At 71.1% G+C, this 19,968-nt stretch carries 20 protein-coding genes; 14 read left to right on the forward strand and 6 right to left on the reverse strand.

Annotation, left to right across the window (positions count from 1 at the left end; translation table 11 throughout):
- Positions 1-12: 12 nt before the first annotated feature.
- The 3 genes from ACWEQG_RS23935 to ACWEQG_RS23945 all read right to left on the reverse strand — a co-directional run bounded on the left by ACWEQG_RS23935 (position 13) and on the right by ACWEQG_RS23945 (position 2,730).
- The gene (locus tag ACWEQG_RS23935; protein WP_363470487.1) at positions 13-924 is read right to left on the reverse strand and encodes an EamA family transporter; all 912 of its coding nucleotides are present in this window, start codon (positions 922-924) and stop codon (positions 13-15) included.
- An 85-nt stretch (positions 925-1,009) separates the two neighbouring features.
- Complete coding sequence (locus ACWEQG_RS23940) at positions 1,010-1,726, reverse strand: ABC transporter permease (RefSeq protein WP_452288207.1); 717 nt, start codon at positions 1,724-1,726, stop codon at positions 1,010-1,012.
- Positions 1,727-1,782: 56 nt separating this feature from the next.
- Positions 1,783-2,730 (reverse strand): ABC transporter ATP-binding protein, encoded by a 948-nt coding sequence (locus tag ACWEQG_RS23945; RefSeq protein ID WP_452287869.1) that lies wholly within the window; start codon positions 2,728-2,730, stop codon positions 1,783-1,785.
- Positions 2,731-3,081: 351 nt separating this feature from the next.
- Here ACWEQG_RS23945 and ACWEQG_RS23950 point away from each other — a divergent pair, with 351 nt between their 5' ends.
- The 10 genes from ACWEQG_RS23950 (at position 3,082) to ACWEQG_RS23995 (ending at position 13,554) form a co-directional block, all read left to right on the forward strand.
- Entirely contained in the window at positions 3,082-3,813 is a 732-nt protein-coding gene (locus ACWEQG_RS23950; protein WP_452288209.1) for a helix-turn-helix transcriptional regulator, read from the forward strand.
- A complete protein-coding gene (sufB, locus tag ACWEQG_RS23955; RefSeq protein ID WP_452287871.1) occupies positions 3,810-5,222 on the forward strand; it encodes a Fe-S cluster assembly protein SufB in 1,413 nt (470 codons plus the stop codon). Before ACWEQG_RS23950 ends, sufB begins: the two co-directional genes overlap by 4 nt.
- Positions 5,222-6,346, forward strand: coding sequence for a Fe-S cluster assembly protein SufD (sufD, locus tag ACWEQG_RS23960; RefSeq protein ID WP_363470493.1), 1,125 nt, complete (start codon positions 5,222-5,224; stop codon positions 6,344-6,346). Before sufB ends, sufD begins: the two co-directional genes overlap by 1 nt.
- On the forward strand, positions 6,343-6,672 hold the full coding sequence (locus ACWEQG_RS23965) for a non-heme iron oxygenase ferredoxin subunit (protein ID WP_363470496.1): 330 nt from the start codon (positions 6,343-6,345) through the stop codon (positions 6,670-6,672). Before sufD ends, ACWEQG_RS23965 begins: the two co-directional genes overlap by 4 nt.
- 7 nt (positions 6,673-6,679) lie before the next feature.
- The gene (gene sufC / locus ACWEQG_RS23970; protein WP_452287873.1) at positions 6,680-7,456 is read left to right on the forward strand and encodes a Fe-S cluster assembly ATPase SufC; all 777 of its coding nucleotides are present in this window, start codon (positions 6,680-6,682) and stop codon (positions 7,454-7,456) included.
- Positions 7,456-8,718 (forward strand): cysteine desulfurase, encoded by a 1,263-nt coding sequence (locus ACWEQG_RS23975; protein ID WP_452287875.1) that lies wholly within the window; start codon positions 7,456-7,458, stop codon positions 8,716-8,718. Before sufC ends, ACWEQG_RS23975 begins: the two co-directional genes overlap by 1 nt.
- Before the next feature lie 3 nt (positions 8,719-8,721).
- Positions 8,722-9,159 (forward strand): Fe-S cluster assembly sulfur transfer protein SufU, encoded by a 438-nt coding sequence (sufU, locus tag ACWEQG_RS23980; protein WP_169985945.1) that lies wholly within the window; start codon positions 8,722-8,724, stop codon positions 9,157-9,159.
- A 67-nt stretch (positions 9,160-9,226) separates the two neighbouring features.
- Positions 9,227-9,616, forward strand: a complete 390-nt coding sequence (locus ACWEQG_RS23985; RefSeq protein WP_452287877.1) for a metal-sulfur cluster assembly factor — start codon at positions 9,227-9,229, stop codon at positions 9,614-9,616.
- Between the two features lie 370 nt (positions 9,617-9,986).
- Entirely contained in the window at positions 9,987-11,498 is a 1,512-nt protein-coding gene (locus tag ACWEQG_RS23990; RefSeq protein WP_452287879.1) for a DEAD/DEAH box helicase, read from the forward strand.
- A gap of 226 nt (positions 11,499-11,724) precedes the next feature.
- Positions 11,725-13,554 (forward strand): alpha/beta fold hydrolase, encoded by a 1,830-nt coding sequence (locus ACWEQG_RS23995; protein ID WP_452287881.1) that lies wholly within the window; start codon positions 11,725-11,727, stop codon positions 13,552-13,554.
- Here ACWEQG_RS23995 and ACWEQG_RS24000 read toward each other — a convergent pair.
- The 3 genes from ACWEQG_RS24000 to ACWEQG_RS24010 all read right to left on the reverse strand — a co-directional run bounded on the left by ACWEQG_RS24000 (position 13,512) and on the right by ACWEQG_RS24010 (position 16,781).
- A complete protein-coding gene (locus ACWEQG_RS24000) occupies positions 13,512-14,471 on the reverse strand; it encodes a carbohydrate ABC transporter permease (protein WP_452287883.1) in 960 nt (319 codons plus the stop codon). The genes ACWEQG_RS23995 and ACWEQG_RS24000 overlap by 43 nt on opposite strands.
- Positions 14,471-15,385 carry a carbohydrate ABC transporter permease gene (locus tag ACWEQG_RS24005; protein ID WP_452287885.1) on the reverse strand — a complete coding sequence of 305 codons (915 nt, stop codon included), beginning with the start codon at positions 15,383-15,385 and terminating at the stop codon, positions 14,471-14,473. The genes ACWEQG_RS24000 and ACWEQG_RS24005 overlap by 1 nt, the downstream gene beginning before the upstream one ends.
- Before the next feature lie 139 nt (positions 15,386-15,524).
- Entirely contained in the window at positions 15,525-16,781 is a 1,257-nt protein-coding gene (locus ACWEQG_RS24010; RefSeq protein ID WP_452287887.1) for an extracellular solute-binding protein, read from the reverse strand.
- A 331-nt stretch (positions 16,782-17,112) separates the two neighbouring features.
- Between ACWEQG_RS24010 and ACWEQG_RS24015 the strand changes: the two genes are divergently transcribed.
- The 4 genes from ACWEQG_RS24015 to ACWEQG_RS24030 all read left to right on the forward strand — a co-directional run bounded on the left by ACWEQG_RS24015 (position 17,113) and on the right by ACWEQG_RS24030 (position 19,968).
- A complete protein-coding gene (locus ACWEQG_RS24015) occupies positions 17,113-18,078 on the forward strand; it encodes an acetylxylan esterase (protein WP_452287889.1) in 966 nt (321 codons plus the stop codon).
- 100 nt (positions 18,079-18,178) lie between these two features.
- Positions 18,179-18,442, forward strand: a complete 264-nt coding sequence (locus ACWEQG_RS24020; protein WP_363469446.1) for a phosphoribosyl-ATP diphosphatase — start codon at positions 18,179-18,181, stop codon at positions 18,440-18,442.
- Between the two features lie 60 nt (positions 18,443-18,502).
- The gene (gene hisG, locus ACWEQG_RS24025; protein ID WP_363469444.1) at positions 18,503-19,348 is read left to right on the forward strand and encodes an ATP phosphoribosyltransferase; all 846 of its coding nucleotides are present in this window, start codon (positions 18,503-18,505) and stop codon (positions 19,346-19,348) included.
- An 80-nt stretch (positions 19,349-19,428) separates the two neighbouring features.
- A complete protein-coding gene (locus tag ACWEQG_RS24030) occupies positions 19,429-19,968 on the forward strand; it encodes a hypothetical protein (protein ID WP_452287891.1) in 540 nt (179 codons plus the stop codon).

The raw sequence follows: 19,968 nt of genomic DNA on the forward strand, positions 1-19,968 counted from the left end.
GAACGGGCCGGGTCAGCCGTCGCCCCGGCGCGTGGCGCCGATGGAGGCGACGACCACGCAGCCGATCGCCGCCCACTCGCGGACCTGGAGCACCTCGCCCAGGACGAACAGGCCGACGAGGGCGGCGACGGCGGGCTCCAGGCTCATCAGGATCCCGAAGACCCGCTTGGGCATCCGGCGCAGCGCCTCCAGCTCGAGCGAGTAGGGGATGACCGAGGAGAGCAGGCCGACCCCGGCCCCGATGAGCAGGATCTCGGGCCGCAGCAGGTCGCTTCCGCCCGCGGTGACGCCGATGGGCGCGATGACGACCGTCGCCACGATCATGGCGAACGACAGCCCGCTCGCGCCGGGGAATCGGGCCCCGGTGGCCTGGGAGAACACGATGTAGGCGGCCCAGAACGCCCCCGCCATCGCGGCGAACCCGATCCCCGCCCAGGTCGCGGTCCCCGCATCGCCCCAGGGGGCGAGCAGGACCACGCCGGCGGCGGCCAGCGCCACCCACAGCAGGTCGAGCCTGCGCCGGGAGGACACCACGGCCAGGGTGAGCGGCCCGACGAACTCGATGGACACCGCGATCCCGATCGGCAGCCGGGCGAGGGCCTCGTAGAACGACAGGTTCATCAGGCCGAGGCTGAGCCCGAAGGCGGCGCCGACGGCGAGGTCGCGCCGCGACAGCCCGCGCACCCGGGGCCGGACGACGGCCAGCAGCATGACCGCGCCGGTGGCGATGCGCAGGAACACCACGGCCGTAGGAGGCAGCTGGGTGAACAGGTTCTTGGCCAGCCCGGCGCCCACCTGGACCGACAGGACGGCCAGCAGCACCAGGCCCGGCGGCGGTATCGCGTCCGACGCGGCCCGCAGCGCCCTGCCCGGCGACGGCCTCATTCGGTACGGCTCGGCCCCCGGAAGGGATTCAGCGGTCATGCCGGCGACCCCACACTGCCATTGATCACGGACAACGCCCGCAATCATATGCAGGGGCCCTCAGGCAGCGGGTACGCCCCCTGGGTCATTCCCAGCGGAACGTGCGGGCGGCCAGGGCGAGCGCGGCCACCGTCCAGCACAGCAGCACGAGCAGCGCGCCGCCGGGGAAGCCGCCGCCGGCGCTCAGGACGGTCCGCAGGCCGGAGGTGAGCGCGCTGATCGGCAGCAGTTCGAGCACGTGCCGGACACCGGCGGGGAACCGGTCCAGCGGGAACAGCACGCCGCCGACCCCGAGCAGCACCAGGTAGACCAGGTTGGCCCCGGCCAGCGTGGCCTCCGCCCGGAGCGTGCCGGCCATGAGCAGGCCGAGGCCGCTGAAGGCCGCCGTGCCCAGCAGCAGGAGCGGCACGGCCCACAGCGGATCGCCGTGCGGCGACCAGCCGAGCGCCAGCGCCACCGCGACGATCACCACGACCTGCAGCGCCTCCACGGCGACGACGGCGACGGTCTTGGCCAGCAGCAGCCCGGACCGCGACAGCGGGGTCGCGCCCAGGCGCTTGAGCACGCCGTACCGCCGCTCGAAGCCGGTCGCGATCGCCTGCCCGGTGAACGCGGTCGACATGACCGCGAGCGCGAGGATGCCGGGGGCGACGAAATCGACGCGCCGGCCGTCGCCGACGTCCAGCAGCGGGGCCGTGCTGAAGCCGGCCAGCAGCAGGATCGGGATGATCATCGTGAGCAGGAGCTGCTCGCCGTTGCGCAGCATGGCCCGGATCTCCGCGCCCGCCTGGGCGAGGACCATCCGGCGCAGCGGCGCGGCCCCCGGCCGCGGCGTGAGGTCCAGCGTGGCGAACGTGGTCACCGCAGCTCCCTGCCGGTCAGTTCGAGGAAGACGTCCTCCAGCGTGCGCCGCTCGATGCGCAGATCCTCGGTGGTGACGCCCTCGGTGGCGCACCAGGCGGTGACGGTCGCGAGCAGCTGGGGGCCGACCTGCCCCTCGATGATGTAGTGCCCCGAGGGCGACTCCTTGGCGGCGCTGCCCGGCGGCAGCGCGGCCAGCAGCTCCTCCAGATCGAGCCCCTGCCGCGCGCGGAACCTGAGCTGGCGCTCGGCGCCGGTCAGCGACTCCGGCGTGCCCTCGGCCACCACGCGGCCGTGGTCGATGACCACCACGTGGTCGGAGAGCTTCTCCGCCTCGTCCATCTGGTGGGTCGTCAGCACCACCGCCACCCCGGCGGCGCGCAGGGCCGTGACGAGGTCCCAGCAGGCGTGGCGCGCCTGCGGGTCGAGCCCGGCGGTCGGCTCGTCGAGGAAGACCAGTTCGGGCCGCCCGATCACCGCCGCCGCGAGCGACAGGCGCTGCTGCTGCCCGCCCGACAGCCGCCGGTACGGCGTGCGCGCGTGCCCGGCCAGGCCGAGCAGGCCGAGCAGGGCGTCCGGGTCGAGCGGATGGGCGTAGAACCGGGAGATCACCCGCAGCCACTCGCCCGCGCGGGCGGCGGGAGGCACCCCGCCCGTCTGCGGCATGATTCCCAGGCGCGGTCTGAGGGCGGGGTCGGCCGGGTCCAGGCCGAGCACGCGGACGGTCCCGCCGTCCGGCCGGCGGAAGCCCTCGCAGATCTCGATCGTGGAGGTCTTGCCGGCGCCGTTGGGCCCGAGGATCGCCGTGACGGCGCCCCGGGCGCAGGTGAGGGTCAGCCCGTCGACGGCCGTGGTGCTCCCGTACCGCTTGACCAGCCCGTCGATCTCGACCGCGGGAGCGCCGTCGTCCGCGCCGCCACGCGTGCTGTCAAGCGTGCTGTCCACCCCCGGCACTCCACCGGCCTCCCCTCACGGACCGACCGCCAGAGCCGGCCGGATGCGGGTCGTCCTGGTCAGTCGTCGACGGCATCGAGTCTAGGGAGCGGGAAGCGCGCTCTCGTCGGGGAGTGCCGTCATTCCAGACCTCCGAGGTAAAGGATGGGGAAAAGTCTCGTCGTCGCAGGTTAGGTAAGGCTTACCTGCGTGAGAAATTACATTCTCGTGGACCTCGGCTTGGGTTTGTCGGCCGGGAAGGAATTACGGCACACTGATGTTGTGAAATACGTGCAGGGGAAGCAGAACGCCGAGAAGGCCGTGGTGACGCGGCCGGTTCCGGCGACCCCTGCGCACAGAGACATCGCGCACAGAGACGTCGTGAACAAGGACATCGGCGCCGAGCGGGGGACCCGGGCCAGGGTGGCGCGGCTCATCCTGGAGCACGGTCCGGTCACCGCCGCGGCGCTGGGGGAGCGGCTCGGCCTTACGCCGGCCGCGGTCCGCCGTCACCTCGACGCGCTGCTGGCCGAGGGCATGATAGAGCCCCGTACGGCCCGCCCGCGCGGCCAGCGGGGGCGCGGCAGGCCCGCGAAGATGTTCGCGATCACCGACGCGGGCCGCAGCGCCTTCGTCCACGCCTACGACGACCTGGCCGGCAGCGCGCTGCGCTTCCTGGCCGAGCGTCTCGGCGGCGAGGCGGTGTCGGAGTTCGCGCGGGCGCAGGTGTCCGGACTGGTCGGCCGGCTCGAGGCGCTGATGCGCGAGGTCCCGGCCGAGCAGCGGGTCCGCGTGCTGGCCGAGGCTCTGTCCACGGAGGGCTACGCGGCCTCGGCCACGGCGACGGGCAAGGGCGGCGAGCAGTTGTGCCAGCACCACTGCCCGGTCGCGCACGTCGCGGCGCAGTTCCCGCAGCTGTGCGAGGCGGAGACCGAGGCGTTCGCCCGGCTGCTGGGCACCCCGGTGCAGCGGCTGGCCACGATCGCCAACGGCGACGGGGTCTGCACCACCCATGTGAGTTCCCACGCGCTCGCCGCACGGCACGCGCGTACCGACCTATCGAGCACATCGACGAGCAAGGAGTCCGGAAGGTGACTGTCACCGACCGCCCGGAGCTGGAAGGCCTCGGGAATTACAAGTTCGGCTGGGCCGACACGGACGTGGCTGGGGCCACGGCCCGGCGTGGGCTGTCCGAAGAGGTCGTCCGCGACATCTCCGCGCTCAAGAACGAGCCGGAGTGGATGCTCGACCTGCGCCTCAAGGGCCTTCGGCTGTTCGGGAAGAAGCCGCTGCCGACCTGGGGCTCTGACCTCACGGGCATCGACTTCGACAACATCAAGTACTTCGTCCGCTCGACGGAGAAGCAGGCCGCGTCCTGGGACGAGCTGCCCGCCGACATCAAGAACACCTACGACAAGCTCGGCATCCCCGAGGCGGAGAAGCAGCGCCTCATCGCCGGCGTCGCCGCCCAGTACGAGTCCGAGGTCGTCTATCACAAGATCCGTGAGGACCTCGAGGAGAAGGGCGTCATCTTCGTCGACACCGACACCGGGCTGCGCGAGCACGAGGAGCTCTTCAAGGAGTACTTCGGCTCGGTGATCCCGGTGGGCGACAACAAGTTCGCCGCGCTCAACACGGCCGTGTGGTCGGGCGGCTCGTTCATCTACGTGCCGCCGAACGTGCACGTCGAGATCCCGCTGCAGGCCTACTTCCGGATCAACACCGAGAACATGGGCCAGTTCGAGCGGACCCTGATCATCGTGGACGAGAACTCCTACGTCCACTACGTCGAGGGTTGCACCGCGCCGATCTACTCGTCCGACTCGCTGCACTCGGCGGTCGTCGAGATCATCGTGAAGAAGGGCGCCCGCTGCCGCTACACGACGATCCAGAACTGGTCGAACAACGTCTACAACCTGGTCACCAAGCGCGCCGTGGCGTACGAGGGCGCGACCATGGAGTGGATCGACGGCAACATCGGCTCCAAGGTCACGATGAAGTACCCGGCCGTCTACCTGATGGGCGAGCACGCCAAGGGCGAGACGCTGTCGGTCGCCTTCGCCGGCGAGGGCCAGCACCAGGACGCGGGTGCCAAGATGGTGCACCTCGCGCCCAAGACGTCCTCCACGATCATCTCCAAGTCCGTGGCGCGCGGCGGCGGCCGCACGTCCTACCGCGGCCTGGTGCAGATCGACGAGGGCGCGGCCGGCTCGGCCTCGACCGTCAAGTGCGACGCGCTGCTCGTCGACCAGATCAGCCGGTCCGACACCTACCCGTACGTGGACGTCCGTGAGGACGACGTGTCGATGGGCCACGAGGCCACGGTCTCCAAGGTGTCGGAGGACCAGCTGTTCTACCTGATGAGCCGCGGCCTCGGCGAGGACGAGGCGATGGCCATGATCGTGCGCGGCTTCGTCGAGCCGATCGCCCGCGAGCTGCCCATGGAGTACGCCCTGGAGCTCAACCGCCTGATCGAGCTGCAGATGGAAGGAGCGGTCGGCTGATGGGCCTGGAGACCAAACCGCTGTCGACGCTGCACGAGAAGGCGTCGTACGACGTGGCGGACTTCCCGGTGCCGACGGGCCGCGAGGAGGAGTGGCGGTTCACGCCGTTGTCGCGGCTCAAGGGCCTGCACAACGGCACGGCCGCCGTCACCGGCGGCGTCGTGGCGGACGTCGAGGCCGCGCCCGAGGTGCGCGTCGAGACCGTCGGCCGCGACGACGCCCGGCTCGGCAAGGCCTACACGCCGGCCGACCGGGTCAGCGCGCAGGCGTACTCGTCGTTCGAGAAGGCCACCGTCGTCACGGTGCCGAAGATGACGGCCGCCTCCCGGCCCACCGTGATCACCCTGCGGGGGTCCGGGGCGGGCGCGTCGGCGTACGGGCACATCCTCGTGTCGGTGGAGCCGATGGCCGAGGCCGTGCTGGTCCTGGACCACCGCGGCAGCGCCGTCTACGCCGACAACGTCGAGTTCGACGTGGCCGAGGGCGCGACGCTCAAGGTCGTCAGCCTGCAGGACTGGGACGACGACGCCGTGCACGTCTCCCACCACCACGCGCGGCTCGGCAAGGACGCGACGTTCCGCTCGTTCGTGGTCACCCTCGGCGGCGACCTCGTACGGCTGTCGCCCTCGGTGTCGTACACCGCCCCCGGCGGCGACGCCGACCTCACCGGGCTGTACTTCGTGGACGCCGGCCAGCACCTGGAGCACCGCCTCCTGGTGGACCACAGCGTGCCGAACTGCCGCAGCAACGTGACCTACAAGGGCGCGCTGCAGGGCGACGCCGCGCACGCGGTCTGGATCGGGGACGTGATCATCCGGGCGGAGGCCGAGGGCACCGACACCTACGAGCTGAACCGGAACCTCATCCTCACCGACGGCGCCCGCGCCGACTCGGTGCCGAACCTGGAGATCCTCACCGGCGAGGTCGCGGGAGCGGGCCACGCGTCCGCGTCCGGCCGCCTCGACGACGAGCACCTGTTCTACCTGCAGGCCCGCGGCATCCCGTTCGACGAGGCGCGCCGCCTGGTCATCCACGGGTTCTTCGCCCAGCTCATCGAGCAGATCGAGGTGCCGGAGATCCGCGAGCGGGTCCTGTCGGCCGTCGAGGCGGAGCTGGCCCGATGAGCGCTGAGACCGTCCACTGGGAGAAGGTCTGCCAGGTCGGGGACATCCCCGACGGCGGCGTCCTCGGCCTGGAGGTCGGCGAGACGCCGGTCGCGCTGGTGCGGACCGGCGGCGAGGTCTTCGCCCTGCACGACGTGTGCTCCCACGCGGAGGTGCGGCTCAGCGAGGGCGAGGTCTACGACCACACCCTGGAGTGCTGGCTGCACGGCTCCTGCTTCGACCTGCGCAGCGGCAAGCCCACCGGGCCGCCCGCGACCAGGCCCGTCAACGTCTACCGTGTCAAGATCGAAGGCGACGACGTGTACGTCTCGCTCTCGAAGGAGTAAATAACTCGTGTCCACTCTTGAGATCCGTGACCTGCACGTCGCCGTGGGCGACAAGGAGATCCTGCGCGGCGTCGACCTGACGGTCCGCAGCGGCGAGACGCACGCCATCATGGGCCCGAACGGCTCGGGCAAGTCGACGCTGGCCTACGCCGTCGCCGGCCACCCGAAGTACACGATCACCTCCGGCTCCGTCCTGCTCGACGGCGAGGACCTGCTGGAGATGTCGGTGGACGAGCGCGCCCGCGCCGGCCTCTTCCTCGCCATGCAGTACCCGGTCGAGGTCCCCGGCGTCAGCGTGTCGAACTTCCTGCGCTCGGCGATCACCGCGGTCCGCGGCGAGGCGCCCAAGCTGCGCGACTTCGCCAAGGAGCTGAAGTCGGGCATGGACGCGCTGTCCATCGACCCGGCCTTCGCCCAGCGCAACACCAACGAGGGCTTCTCCGGCGGTGAGAAGAAGCGCCACGAGATCCTCCAGCTGGAGCTGCTCAAGCCCAAGATCGCCGTGCTGGACGAGACCGACTCCGGCCTCGACGTCGACGCCCTGCGCGTGGTCTCCGAGGGCATCAACCGGTTCCGCGCGAGCGGCGACACCGGCGTGCTGCTGATCACCCACTACACCCGCATCCTGCGTTACGTGAAGCCGGACTTCGTCCACGTCTTCGCCGGCGGGCGCGTGGTGGAGGAGGGCGGCCCCGAGCTGGCCGACAAGCTGGAGAACGAGGGCTACGAGGCATACGTGCGGGACGCGCGAAAGGCTGACTCGGCGAAGGCGGCGTCCGCCTGATGAGTGCGCCCGGCTTCGACGTGGAGAGGATCAGGAAGGACTTCCCGGTCCTCGGCCGCGAACTTCCCGGAGGCAGGTCGCTGGTCTACCTCGACTCCGGCAACTCCTCCCAGAAGCCGACCCAGGTGATCGAGACCATGCGCGATCACCTGACCTGGCACTACGGCAACGTCGGCCGGGCGCTGCACGTGCTGGGCAGCGAGTCGACCGAGGCCTACGAGGCCGCCCGTGACAAGATCGCCGCGTTCGTGAAGGCCCCGTCGCGCGACGAGATCGTCTTCACCAAGAACGCCTCCGAGGCCCTCAACCTCGTGGCCTACGCCTTCGGCAACCCCGTCGGCGAGGACGAGCGGTTCCGGATCGGCCCCGGCGACGAGATCGTCATCTCGGAGATGGAGCACCACTCCAACATCGTGCCGTGGCAGCTGCTCGCGCAGCGGACCGGCGCGACGCTGCGCTGGTTCCCCGTGACCGACGAGGGCCGCCTCGACGTCGAGGGCCTGGAGGAGCTGGTCAACGAGCGCACGAAGATCGTGTCGATCACGCACCAGTCGAACGTGCTGGGCACGGTCAACTCGGTCTCGCCGATCCTGGCCCGCGCGCGCGAGGTCGGCGCGCTGATGCTGCTCGACGCGTCGCAGTCGGTGCCCCACCAGCCGGTGGACGTGACCGAACTGGGCGTCGACTTCGTCGCGTTCACCGGCCACAAGATGGTCGGGCCATCCGGCATCGGCGTGCTGTGGGGCCGTCGCGAGCTGCTCGACGCGATGCCGCCGTTCCTCGGCGGCGGCGAGATGATCGAGGCGGTCTGGATGGACCGCTCGACCTACGCGCCGGTGCCGCACAAGTTCGAGGCCGGGACGCCGCCCATCGTCGAGGCGATCGGCCTCGGCGCCGCCGCCGACTACCTGACCGCCGTCGGCATGGACCAGATCAAGGCGCACGAGAAGGAACTCGTCGCGTACGCGCTGGAGGCGCTGCCGGAGGTCCCGGGGCTCAGGATCATCGGCCCGCGTACGCCCATCGCCCGCGGTGGCACGATCTCGTTCACCCTGGAGGGGATCCACCCCCACGACGTGGGGCAGATCCTCGACGACGTGTACGGGATCGCGGTCCGGGTAGGTCATCACTGCGCCCGGCCGCTGCACCTCAGGTTCGGAATTCCCGCGACCACCCGGGCGTCTTTCTACCTGTACAACACGACGGCCGAGATCGACGCACTGGTCCGCGGCCTCCACCACGTGCAGAAGGTGTTCGGCTGAGCCATGATCGCTGAATCGATGTACCAGGAGCTGATCCTGGAGCACTACAAGCATCCCCAGGGGCGCGGCCTGCGCGACCCGTACGACGCCGAGGTGCACCACGTCAACCCGACCTGCGGCGACGAGGTGACGCTGCGGGTGAAGGTGGCCGACGGCGGCAAGGTGCTCGACGTGTCCTACGACGGTCAGGGCTGCTCCATCAGCCAGGCCGCCGCCTCGGTGCTGCACGAGCTCGCCACGGGCTCCACCGTGGAGGAGTCGCTGTCGGTGGTGGAGGAGTTCACCCGGCTCATGCAGGGCAGGGGCCAGGTGGAGCCGGACGAGGACGTGCTGGGCGACGCGGTGGCGTTCGCCGGTGTGGCGAAGTTCCCCGCCCGCGTCAAGTGCGCGCTGCTGGCCTGGATGGCCTACAAGGACGCGCTCATGAGGAGCCAGGGATGACCGGCGGCCTCCGCCGCGTTGGGAAGTACGGCGTCGCTCCGCGGGCGCCGCGAGGTGAGGAGACGACGTGAGCAAGCCGACCGAGACCCCGACGGGAACCGCGACCGAGGCCGCCCCCGGCACCTACGACGGGGAGACCAGCCTCGACGACGTGCTCGACGCGCTGAAGGACGTCGTGGACCCCGAGCTGGGGATCAACGTGGTGGACCTCGGCCTCGTGTACGGCGTCAACCTCGACCCGGCCGGCGAGGGCGAGCGCCCGATCGCCACCATCGACATGACGCTGACCAGCGCCGCCTGCCCGCTGACCGACGTGATCGAGGACCAGGCCAACTCGGCGCTCGCCGACCTGGTCTCCAACGTGGTCATCAACTGGGTCTGGCTGCCGCCGTGGGGCCCGGACAAGATCACTGAAGAGGGCCGCGACCAGCTCAGGATGCTCGGCTTCAACGTCTGATCCCGGCGGCCTCCGGCCGGAGAGAACCCGCACCGTCCCGCCGCGTCCGCACGCGGCGGGACGCGCGCTTGTCCCCGCACGCGGAGCGTGTCCCGGGCCGGGACGGCCGATGCGATGCGGGAATGCCGTACGATCGTTCTTTGCTCTTCCTTGTGCGACGTGAGTGAAAGGCGTCCGTGAGAGCCGCCCCCGGCGGTCTCCACTTCTGCGGGACGTGTGCTCACGGCATCGTGCGGGCCGCAGGCCGTCGTTATTCGGCCCGTGACGCCCGTAGGCACGGCACGCCTGCCGTGCCTGACCCGGCTCGTCCTTTCGCAGAAGTGACGCGCCCGCGTGTTCCGGCACGTCTTTCTTCGAAAGGCACGATTTCGTGACCATCTCTGCCCTCGACGAGGGCACGACCACCCCTGCCGAGTTCGGGACGCTGGGGCTGCCCAGACCGCTCGTGACAGGGCTCGCCCGGCAGGGCATCACCACGCCGTTCCCGATCCAGCGGGCGGCCATCCCCGACATCCTCGCCGGGCTCGACGTCCTCGGACGCGGCCGGACCGGTTCCGGCAAGACCCTCGCCTTCGGCCTGCCGACGCTGGCCAGGATCGCGGGGGACAAGTCGGCGCCCCGCCGGCCCCGCGCCCTGATCCTGGTGCCCACCCGCGAACTCGCCTTCCAGGTCGCCGCCACCATCGAGCCGCTCGGCCGGGGGCTGTCGCTGCGCACCAGGACGGTCGTCGGCGGCATGCCGATGGGCCGCCAGATCGAGGACCTGCGCCGGGGTGTGGACGTCGTGGTCGCCACGCCCGGCCGCCTCACCGATCTGATCGAGCAGGGCGCGTGCGCGCTCGACGACGTCCAGATCACGGTCCTCGACGAGGCCGACCACATGTGCGACCTCGGTTTCCTCCCCGTGGTGAGCGCGCTGCTCGCGCGCACGCCCGCCGACGGGCAGCGCCTGCTGTTCTCCGCGACGCTCGACGGCGACGTGGACACGCTGGTCCAGCGGTTCCTGACCGACCCGGTGGTCCACTCGCTGGATCCGGCCACCTCCCCGGTCGAGACGATGGAGCACCACCTGCTCCAGGTGCAGCGCGACGACAAGGCCGACGTGACGGCCGAGATCGCCAACCGGGACGGCCGTACGATCCTGTTCGTGCGCACCCAGCACGGCGTCGACCGGGTCGTCAAGCAGCTGGCCCGGGCGGGGGTCCGCGCGGGCGGCCTGCACGGCGGCAAGCGGCAGAACCAGCGCACCCGCATCCTCGACGGGTTCCGCCAGGGCAAGATCGGGGTGCTCGTGTGCACCGACGTCGCGGCGCGCGGCATCCACGTCGACGACGTGAGCCTCGTGCTGCACGTGGATCCGCCCGCCGACCACAAGAGCTACCTGCACCGGGGCGGACGTACGGCCCGTGCGGGCGAGCGCGGCGTGGTGCTGACGCTGGTGCTGCCGAGCGAGCGTCGCTCCACCGAGTCGATGACCCGCAAGGCGGGGGTCGCCGCGTCACGGCACCGGGTGGCGCCGGGCGACCCGGTCCTGAACGAGATCGCCGGGGCCCGGCGGCCGAGCGGCGAGGCCGTGGCCGTGTGGGAGCCCGACGTGCGCGCGCCGCTGCGGCCCGGGCACGACGACAGGCAGCGGGACGACAAGCCGCGGGGCCGTCGCCGTTTCGGCGACCGTCCCCGTGGCGGCGACCGCCCCGGCGAGGGCGACGGCCGGCACAGGTGGCCCGAGCAGGGTGAGCGGTCCCGGGCGCCGTGGGCCGGTGACGGACGCGGCGAGTCCCGCGGCGGGCGGGGCGGCGGTCACCACCGCGGCCGGGCCGGCGGGCAGGCCGGGTACGGCGCGGGCGAAGGCGGTCGCGGCCGCCGGTTCACCGGCCGCTGATCCCACCCCTCTTCCCACCACCGGGCCGTCCGTACGGGCGGCCCGGTGGCATGTGGGGACCATCCTCACGCACCCTCCGCACGGCGATAACCCGGACACCTCTTGACGCGAACTATGTAGACCGGTCTAGTGTTGGCGGCGTGATCGAAACATCAGGAGCCGGGATCGGCGGGCGGCTCGTGGAGCCGATGCCCGAGCTGAGCCACGAGGACACGGAGGTCTCGTCGTGAGCGCCGTGGACAGGCACGCGCTGGTCCTGGGCGCGACCGGCTTCGTCGGACGCCACCTGGTCCTCGCGCTCGGTCAGGCGGGCGTCCGGGTGAGCGCGGGCTGCCGCGGTCACGAGTCCTACCGGCGGCTCGCCCGGTGGCTGGCCGAGCACGGGCACGGCGCGGCCCCGGCCGACCTCCGGGTCGATCTCGCCGGGCCGTCGCTGATCGACGGGGAGGCCGGCGACGTGACGGAGGTCTACAACTGCGCCGGCGCCTACCGGTTCGGCATGCCGGCCGACGAGGCCCGCCGGGCCAACGTCGACAGCGTCCGCGCGGTCGTCGCCTTCGCGGCGCGGCTGCCGCGCCTGCGCCGCCTCGTCCACGTCTCGGGGTATCGCGTGGGCGGGCAGGACCCCCGTCCCTGGAGCGAGGAGCAGCGGCGGGAGGCATACCAAGCCCTCGGCGCGTACGAGGCGTCCAAGGTGGAGGCGGACGCCGTCTTCCGGTTCGAGGCGGAGCGGCTGGGCGTGTCCTGGTCGGTGGTCAACCCGGCCAGCGTGATCGGTGACAGCGTCACCGGCGAGGCCGGCCAGTACCTCGGGCTCGCGTCGACCCTGCGCGACCTCTGGCGGGGCGGTCTCGCGGCGGTTCCGGGGAACGCGCGGACGTTCGTCCCGGTGGTCGCGGTCGACTACCTCGCCCGGTTCATGACCCTGCTGCCGATGGACGAGACCACCGAGCGCGCGTCCTACTGGCTGCTGGACGACGACACCCCCGCGCTGCCTGACCTGATCGAGCTCGTCGCGGAGCACTACCAGGTCAGGGTGCCCCGCCTGAGGGTTCCGGTGCCCCTGGTTAAGCGCCTGCCCCGCAGACTCACGAAAGCCGATCCGGAGACGCTGACGTTCCTGTCGGCCGACCGCTATCCCACCGGCCCGGCGCGTGCCTTCGCGGCCCGCCACGGGCTGACCATGCCGGACACCGCCACGACGATCCGCCGCTGGGCCGACCACCTGGCGGCCGGCCGCTTCGGGGACGCCCCCGCCGGTGGCAGGCGGTTCGTCGACGCGGGCGGGGTGCGGACGTTCGAGCTCGGCGAGCAGGGCGCGCCCACGGTGGTGCTGCCGGGCCTGCCGGTCAACGCCGACACCTGGGCGCCGGTCGTCACGGCGCTGGGGCGGGCCCGCGCCGCCGACCTGCCGGGGCTGGGGATGAGCGCGGGAGGCCGCGACGACTGGCCGTCCTGGCTGACCGCTCTCGTGACCGGGACCGGCGCGCGTCACATCGTCGGGCACTCCATCGGTGCCGCGGCGGCCGTGGAGGCCGCGGCCGCCCATCCCGGCGCGGTGGACCGGCTCACGCTCGTGGCCCCTTTCTTCCTCCAGGCGCGCTCGGCCTCCACCCCCCGACTTCTGGCCCGCTGGTATCTCGGCCGGGTCTCGCCCCGGGCGCTGGCCGAGCGGCTCACCGCAGACCCGGCGCGCGCGGCCGCCCTCGAGTCGAGCGTGGCGGATCTGCGGCGCGGTACCGCAGGCGCCGTCGCCCGGCTGCTGGCCGCCGCGGCGTCGCCGGGGTGGCGGGCGAGCCTGCGGGCCGCGCTGGCGCGTTACCCGGGGCACGTGCACGTCGTCGTGGGCTCCCGCGACCCGCTCGGCCCGGAAGGACGGGCCCTCGTGGACACGCTGCCCCGGGTCACCGTGACGGTGATCCCGGGCGCGGGCCATCACCCCCAGCTGACGCACCCGGAGGAGGTCGCCGAAGCCGTCGGCGCGGACGCCCCCTCCCCGGGCGCGCCGGCCGTTCAGCCCTTCAGGCCGCTCAGCACGATGCCTCGGGTGAAGTAGCGCTGGAAGGCGAGGAAGAAGGCGATCGACGGCAGGGAGGCGAGCAAACCGCCCGCCATGATCGCCCCTTGGTGCTGCGAGCCGGCGAAGTACGAGTTGAGGCGGGCGAGCGCGACCGGGATGTTCGCCATCTCGTCGCTCTGCACGATGATCAGCGGCCAGAGGAAGTTGTTCCACTCGGCGAGCACGATGAAGATCGACATCGCGGCGAGGGCCGGGCGCAGCAGCGGCAGCACGATCCGCCACCAGATGCGCCACTCCCCGGCGCCGTCGACCCGGGCGGCCTGGATGAGCTCGTCCGGGATCGAGTGGAGGAACTGCACGAGGAAGAACAGCACGAAGGCCTTGGCCAGCGCCGGGATGATGTAGCCCTGGTAGGTGTCGAGCCAGCCCAGGTTCCGCATGATCACGTAGTTCGGCACCAGGGTGGTCTGCCAGGGCACCATCATCGAGGCGACGATCAGCACGAAGATCAGCCGCCGCCCCGGCACCCGGTGCTTGGTGATCACGTACGCCGCCAGCGAGGCGATCAGCAGCGACCCGGCCGTGATCGTGATGGTGATCACCAGGCTGTTGAACATGAAGCGGCCGAACCCGAAGTCCACCTGGAACCGCTGGAAGATGCCCTGAAGGTGACCGGGGTTGACCCGCGTGGGGGAGTAGCCGGGGTCGTAGAAGTTGCTCAGCGTCGCATGCTCGGGCACGAAGGACGGGGGCTGCCGGTTGAGCTCCGTCACCGGTTTGAACACCGTGATCAGCATCCAGTAGAACGGCGCGATCATGGTGAGCGACAGCAGGTAGAACGGCAGGCGCAGCAGGTGCCCGCGCCAGGTGGTGCGCGACGCGGCGGCGGGCGCCCGCCGGGGTGCGGCGGCGGGGTCGGAGACGATCGGCGTGGTCGTGGGGGCGGCGGCCATCACAGCTCCTTCAGGGCGCGGCCGATGCGGAGGTTGACCATGCTCAGGGCGAAGATGATCAGGAAGAGCACCCACGCGATCGCCGAGGCGTAGCCGAGCTTGAAGTGCGTGAAACCCTGGTCATAGAGATAGGGCACGATCATCAGGCCCGAGTCGAGCACGCCGCCGATGTTGTTGGTGCCCCGGAACACGATGTAGACGGCTTCAAAGACCTGGAAGGCCCCGATGAGGCCGGTCACGACCACGTACGTGGTGACCGGGCGCAGCAGCGGCAGCGTCACGCGGCGGAACTGCTGCCAGGTGGTGGCGCCGTCGATGCGGGCCGCCTCGTAGTACTCCTGCGGGATCGTGTTGAGCCCGGCGACGTACAGGACCATGCCGTAGCCCATCCCGCCCCACACCGACATGAGCACGAGGATCGGGATCGTGAGCCCGGGGGTGGCCAGCCACTCGACCGCCCTGCCGCCGAACCAGGCCACGACCGTGTTGGCCAGGCCGAAGTCACCCGGCGCGAAGATCCACTTCCAGAGCAGCATGAGCGCGATCGACGAGGTCACCGAGGGCAGGAAGAAGATCGTCCGCATGATGCGGTGGGGCCAGCTCGACCCGCTGAACGCCAGCGCGAGGCCGAGCGACAGCAGCGTGCCGATCCCGATGGACGCCACGACGTAGAGGAACGTGTTGCCGAGGGCGTGCCGGAACCGGTCGTCGTCGAACAGCAGATGCCGGAAGTTGTCCAGCCCCTCGAACTCCGGGGCGTTCACGCCGTCGAACTTCGTGAAGCTGAGGTAGAGCGAGTTGACCAGCGGCCAGACCAGGAAACCGGCGAACAGGCCGAGGAACGGCAGCAGCATCAGATAGGAGGTGCCGTAGCGGCGCCATCGGCGCCGGGGCGCGGCGGCGTGAATTGCCATGTCGTCTCCAGTCGAAGGGAAGCCGAGGACGGACCCGGGCCGGTGAGAGGTCGGGTGTCACCGGCCCGGGCCTGGTTGGGGGACGGGTGCCGCGGCCGGTGAGGGGTCAGGCGTCACCGGCGGGCCACGGCCGTCCCGGCTATCCGGCGTTGCGCTCCATGACCTTGGCGGCCTCGGCCAGGGCCGTCTTCACGTCGGCCTTGCCGAGGATCGCGGCCTGGAACTGCTTGGCCACGTCGGACGCGCTCTCGTCCCAGCCGGGACATCCGGGCGCCGCCGCGCCGGTCTTGATGATCTCGGCGAACACCGCCGAGTGCTCCGGCGTAAACGGCGAGTCGGCGACCTTGTCCGGGCGGGGCGGGATGTAGGCGATGTTGCGGGCCTTCGACTCCGTCGCCACCGCGTCGACGGCCTCGTCGGTGTAGAGGAACTTGACGAAGTCCGCCGCCTGCTGGATGTGCTTGCTGTACGACGTGACGCCGACGGCCCGGCCCCCGATGAAGGTCGTCGGTCCCGCCGGGCCGGCCGGCAGCGGGGCGACCGCCCACTTGCCCTTCAGCTCGGGCTTGCTGGTGTCGATGCCGAGGGCGTTCCAGTTGCCGCCGTAGACCATCGCGGTGCCCGTGCCCAGCGCGTCCGGGGTCGCCACCGTGTCGGTCGGCGCGCTGTGCTCGCGGTGCAGGTCGATCCAGTACGCCAGCGCCTGCTCGGCCTGCGGGGTGTTCAGCGAGGGCTTGCAGTCCGGCGTGTAGAAGGTGCCGCCCGCCTGGTAGAGGAAGTTGAAGTAACCGATCCAGTCGAGATTGCCCCAGTCGATGCTGAACGGCGTCCTCACCCCGGATTTCTTGAGTTTCTCGATGTCGGCGGTCAGTTCCTCCCAGGTCTTGGGCGGCTCCTTGATACCCGCCTTGTCCAACAGGTCGGTGCGGTAGTAGAGCGCCTCGGTGGACATGTCGAGGGGGATGCCGTAAATGGTCCCGTCGGGGGAGACGGCCGATTTCCACTGGGCGGGTTGCGCCTGGGCCTGGAGCTGCTCGATGCCGTACTTGCGCAGGTCCACCATGCCGCCGCGCAGGCCGAACTGGATGGTCCAGGTCATCCCGCCGGAGATGATGTCGGGCCCGCTGCGGCTGGTCGAGGCCGCGAGCAACTTCGCGTACGCGTCGTCCCAGGCGAGCGTCTGCACCTTGATCGTCACGTTGGGGTGCGACTTCGTGTACAGGTCGGCGGCCTTCTGGAAGGCCGCGCTCTCGTCGTCGCCCCCGGTGGACCACCACGTGATCGCGGCGGGGGCGCCGGCGTCCGCCTGCTTGGTCTCCGGTGTGCCGCCGGTCGCGCAGCCCGCGCCGAAGGCGGTGATCAGGGCGGCGCACGTGGCCGCCGTCGTTCGTCGCATGGACGTCTCCGATCTCTACGGAAAGTGATCGACTGACATGTCGTGCCCCCCGAAAGGCGGACCGCGAAGGCAACGCCGGCGCGGCCGAACCTCCCACGCTTCGAATTCGTGCAGAGTCCAGCACTAAACCGGATTAGTTTCAAGAGGGCGTTTCATCCCGTCAATTCGGGCTTAACGCCGTCGTGAGCGTCATTCCGCAGGTCATCGGCAGGGATGATCTGGAGTCGAATCCCGGCGGACGACCCTTAACCGGGTCAGAAGTCTGAAACAAGGTGTTTGTGTAACCTTGCGGCGTACCACGAGCCAGGCCCACCACCCACGGGAGTCCCCCATGTTCGTCGACATGCCTCTCGACCAGCTGCGCGCGTACCTGCCCGAGCGCCGGGAGCCCGCCGACTTCGACGCCTTCTGGGACCGCACGCTGGCCGAGGCCCGCGCGCACGACCTGAACCCCGTCTTCGAGCCGTACGAGGCGGACCTCGCGTTGATGGACGTGGCCGACGTGACGTTCGCCGGCTTCGGCGGGCATCCGATCAAGGGATGGTTCCTCGCTCCCGCGGGCGCGTCGGGCCCACTGCCCTGCGTGGTGGAGTTCATCGGCTACGGCGGCGGCCGGGGCCGGCCGCACGACTGGCTGCTGTGGCCGGCCGCCGGATACGCGACGTTCGTGATGGACACCCGCGGGCAGGGCGGCACCTGGCGCTCCGGCGACACCCCCGACCCGGTCGGCGGCAACGGCGCGCAGATCCCCGGCAAGCTCACCCAGGGCGTGTTCGACCGGGACGGCTACTACTACCGGCGGCTCTACACCGACGTCGTGCGCGCGGTCGAGGCGGCCAGGTCGCACCCCCTCGTGGACGCGGGGCGCGTGGTGGTGACCGGCGGCAGCCAGGGCGGCGGCATGGCGCTCGCCGCCGCCGCGCTCGTGCCGGATCTCGCCTTCGCGTTCGTCAACGTGCCGTTCATGTGCGACATCCGGCGCGCCGTCGAGATCACCGACGAGGAGCCGTACGCGGAGCTGGGCCGGTTCTGCGGGATCCACCGGACCCGGGTCGAGGAGATCTTCGCGACCCTCGGCTACTTCGACGGCCTGCACTTCGCGGCGCGGGCCGCCACGCCCGCCCGGTTCTCCGTCGGCCTGCGCGACGGCGTCACCCCGGCCTCGACCGTGTTCGGGGCCTACAACCACTACGCCGGGCCCAAGGACATCACGGTCTGGCCGTTCAACGGCCACGAGGGCGGGGAGTCGCAGCAGGCGCTGGAGCAGCTCAGGCTGGCCAGGAAGATCCTCGGCTGAGACGGATCTCGCAGGGTGGACGCGGGGCGCGGAGGTGCGCCCCCGCGACTACCCTGGGGCCGATAACCTGGTTGCGCAGGCCCACGACGCGAGAGAGACCATGAAGACCTTCGAAGAGCTGTACGCCGAGCTGGCAGAGAAGGCGCGCCTTCGGCCCGAGGGGTCGGGCACCGTGGCCGCCCTGGACGCCGGCGTCCATGCCATCGGCAAGAAGGTCGTCGAGGAGGCCGCGGAGAGCTGGATGGCGGCCGAGCACGAGTCGGCGGACCGGGCGGCGGAGGAGATCTCCCAGCTGCTCTACCACGTCCAGGTGCTGATGCTGGCCCGCGGGATCGGGCTGGACGAGGTCTACAAGCATCTGTAGCCGCCGCGGCGGCCACAGATCGTCCATCGACCTCGTTCCGGCTGAAAGGATCTCCCACCCATGCTGCGCATCGCCGTACCGAACAAGGGCGCGCTCTCCGAGGCCGCCCAGACCATGCTGAAGGAGGCGGGCTACCGCCAGCGCCGGGACAGCAAGGAGCTCGTGGTCGTCGACTCCGACAACTCCTGCGAGCTGTTCTTCCTCCGCCCGCGCGACATCGCCGTGTACGTCGGCGAGGGCACCCTGGACGCCGGGATCACCGGGCGCGACATGCTCTTCGACTCCGGCGCCCCGGCCGAGGAGGTCATGCCGCTCGGCTTCGGCCGGTCGACGTTCCGCTTCGCCTCCACGCCGGGCGCCTACTCCGGCGTCGCCGGCCTGTCCGGCCTGCGCATCGCCACCTCGTACGCCGGGCTGCTCGGCAAGTACCTCGCCGACCAGGGCGTGGACGCCCGGGTCATCAAGCTCGACGGCGCGGTCGAGACGGCGATCAGGCTCGGCGTCGCGGACGCGATCGCGGACGTGGTGGAGACCGGCACGACGCTGCGCAACGTCGGCCTTGAGGTGTTCGGGGAGCCGATCGCGCACTCCGAGGGCATTTTGATCAAGCGGGCCGGCGCCCCGGAGGCGAACGGGTTCCAGCAGCTCATCCGGCGGTTGCAGGGCGTGCTCGTGGCCCGCGACTTCGTCATGATCGACTACGACATCCGGGCCGAGCGCATCGACGAGGCCATCGCCATCACCCCGGGCATGGAGGGGCCGACCGTCTCGCCGCTGCACCGCGAGGGCTGGGTCGCCGTGCGGGCGATGGTCCCCCGCAAGGGCCACCAGCAGGTGATGGACCAGCTCTGGGAGATCGGCGCCAAAGCCATCCTCGTCACGGCCATCTTCGCCTGCCGCCTCTGAACCGGGCTTCGCCGACCCGCTGTCGCGGTGGGCGAGCCGTGTGTCAAGATCGCGTCATGACTCGATTACACCGTTTGTTGGTGCCGTTGATCTGCGCGCTCACCCTCGCGGCGGCCGCGCCCGCCGTCGCGGCGGGGCACTCGGCGAGCGTGGCGGCGGCCGATGTCCCCGCGACGCAGCTCGACGCGATCCGCAGGCTCGACTTCATGGTCGGGCGCTGGGCCGGTTCGGGGTGGGTCGACACCGCCTCCGGCCGGCAGCAGTTCCTCCAGACCGAGAAGGTCGCCTACAAGGCGGGCGGCCAGGTGATCACGGTGGAGGGTCAGGGCCGGGACAAGGCCGATCCGCGCAGGATCGTGGACACCGCGCTCGCGGTCGTCAGCTACGACGACCAGAGCGGGCAGTACCGCTGGGAGGCGTTCTCGCAGGGGCACGTCACCGCCACCGTCCCCGTGGTCGGCGACCACTTCTTCCAGTGGAGCATCCAGACCGCGGGCCCGACCGTCCGGTACACCCTGCGCTTCACCGGCAGGGACTGGCACGAGATCGGTGAATACACGCTCGACGGCGGCGCCACCTGGCGGCAGAACTTCCAGATGGACCTGCGCCGCGTGGCCTGA

Source organism: Microbispora sp. NPDC004025, assembly GCF_053604425.1.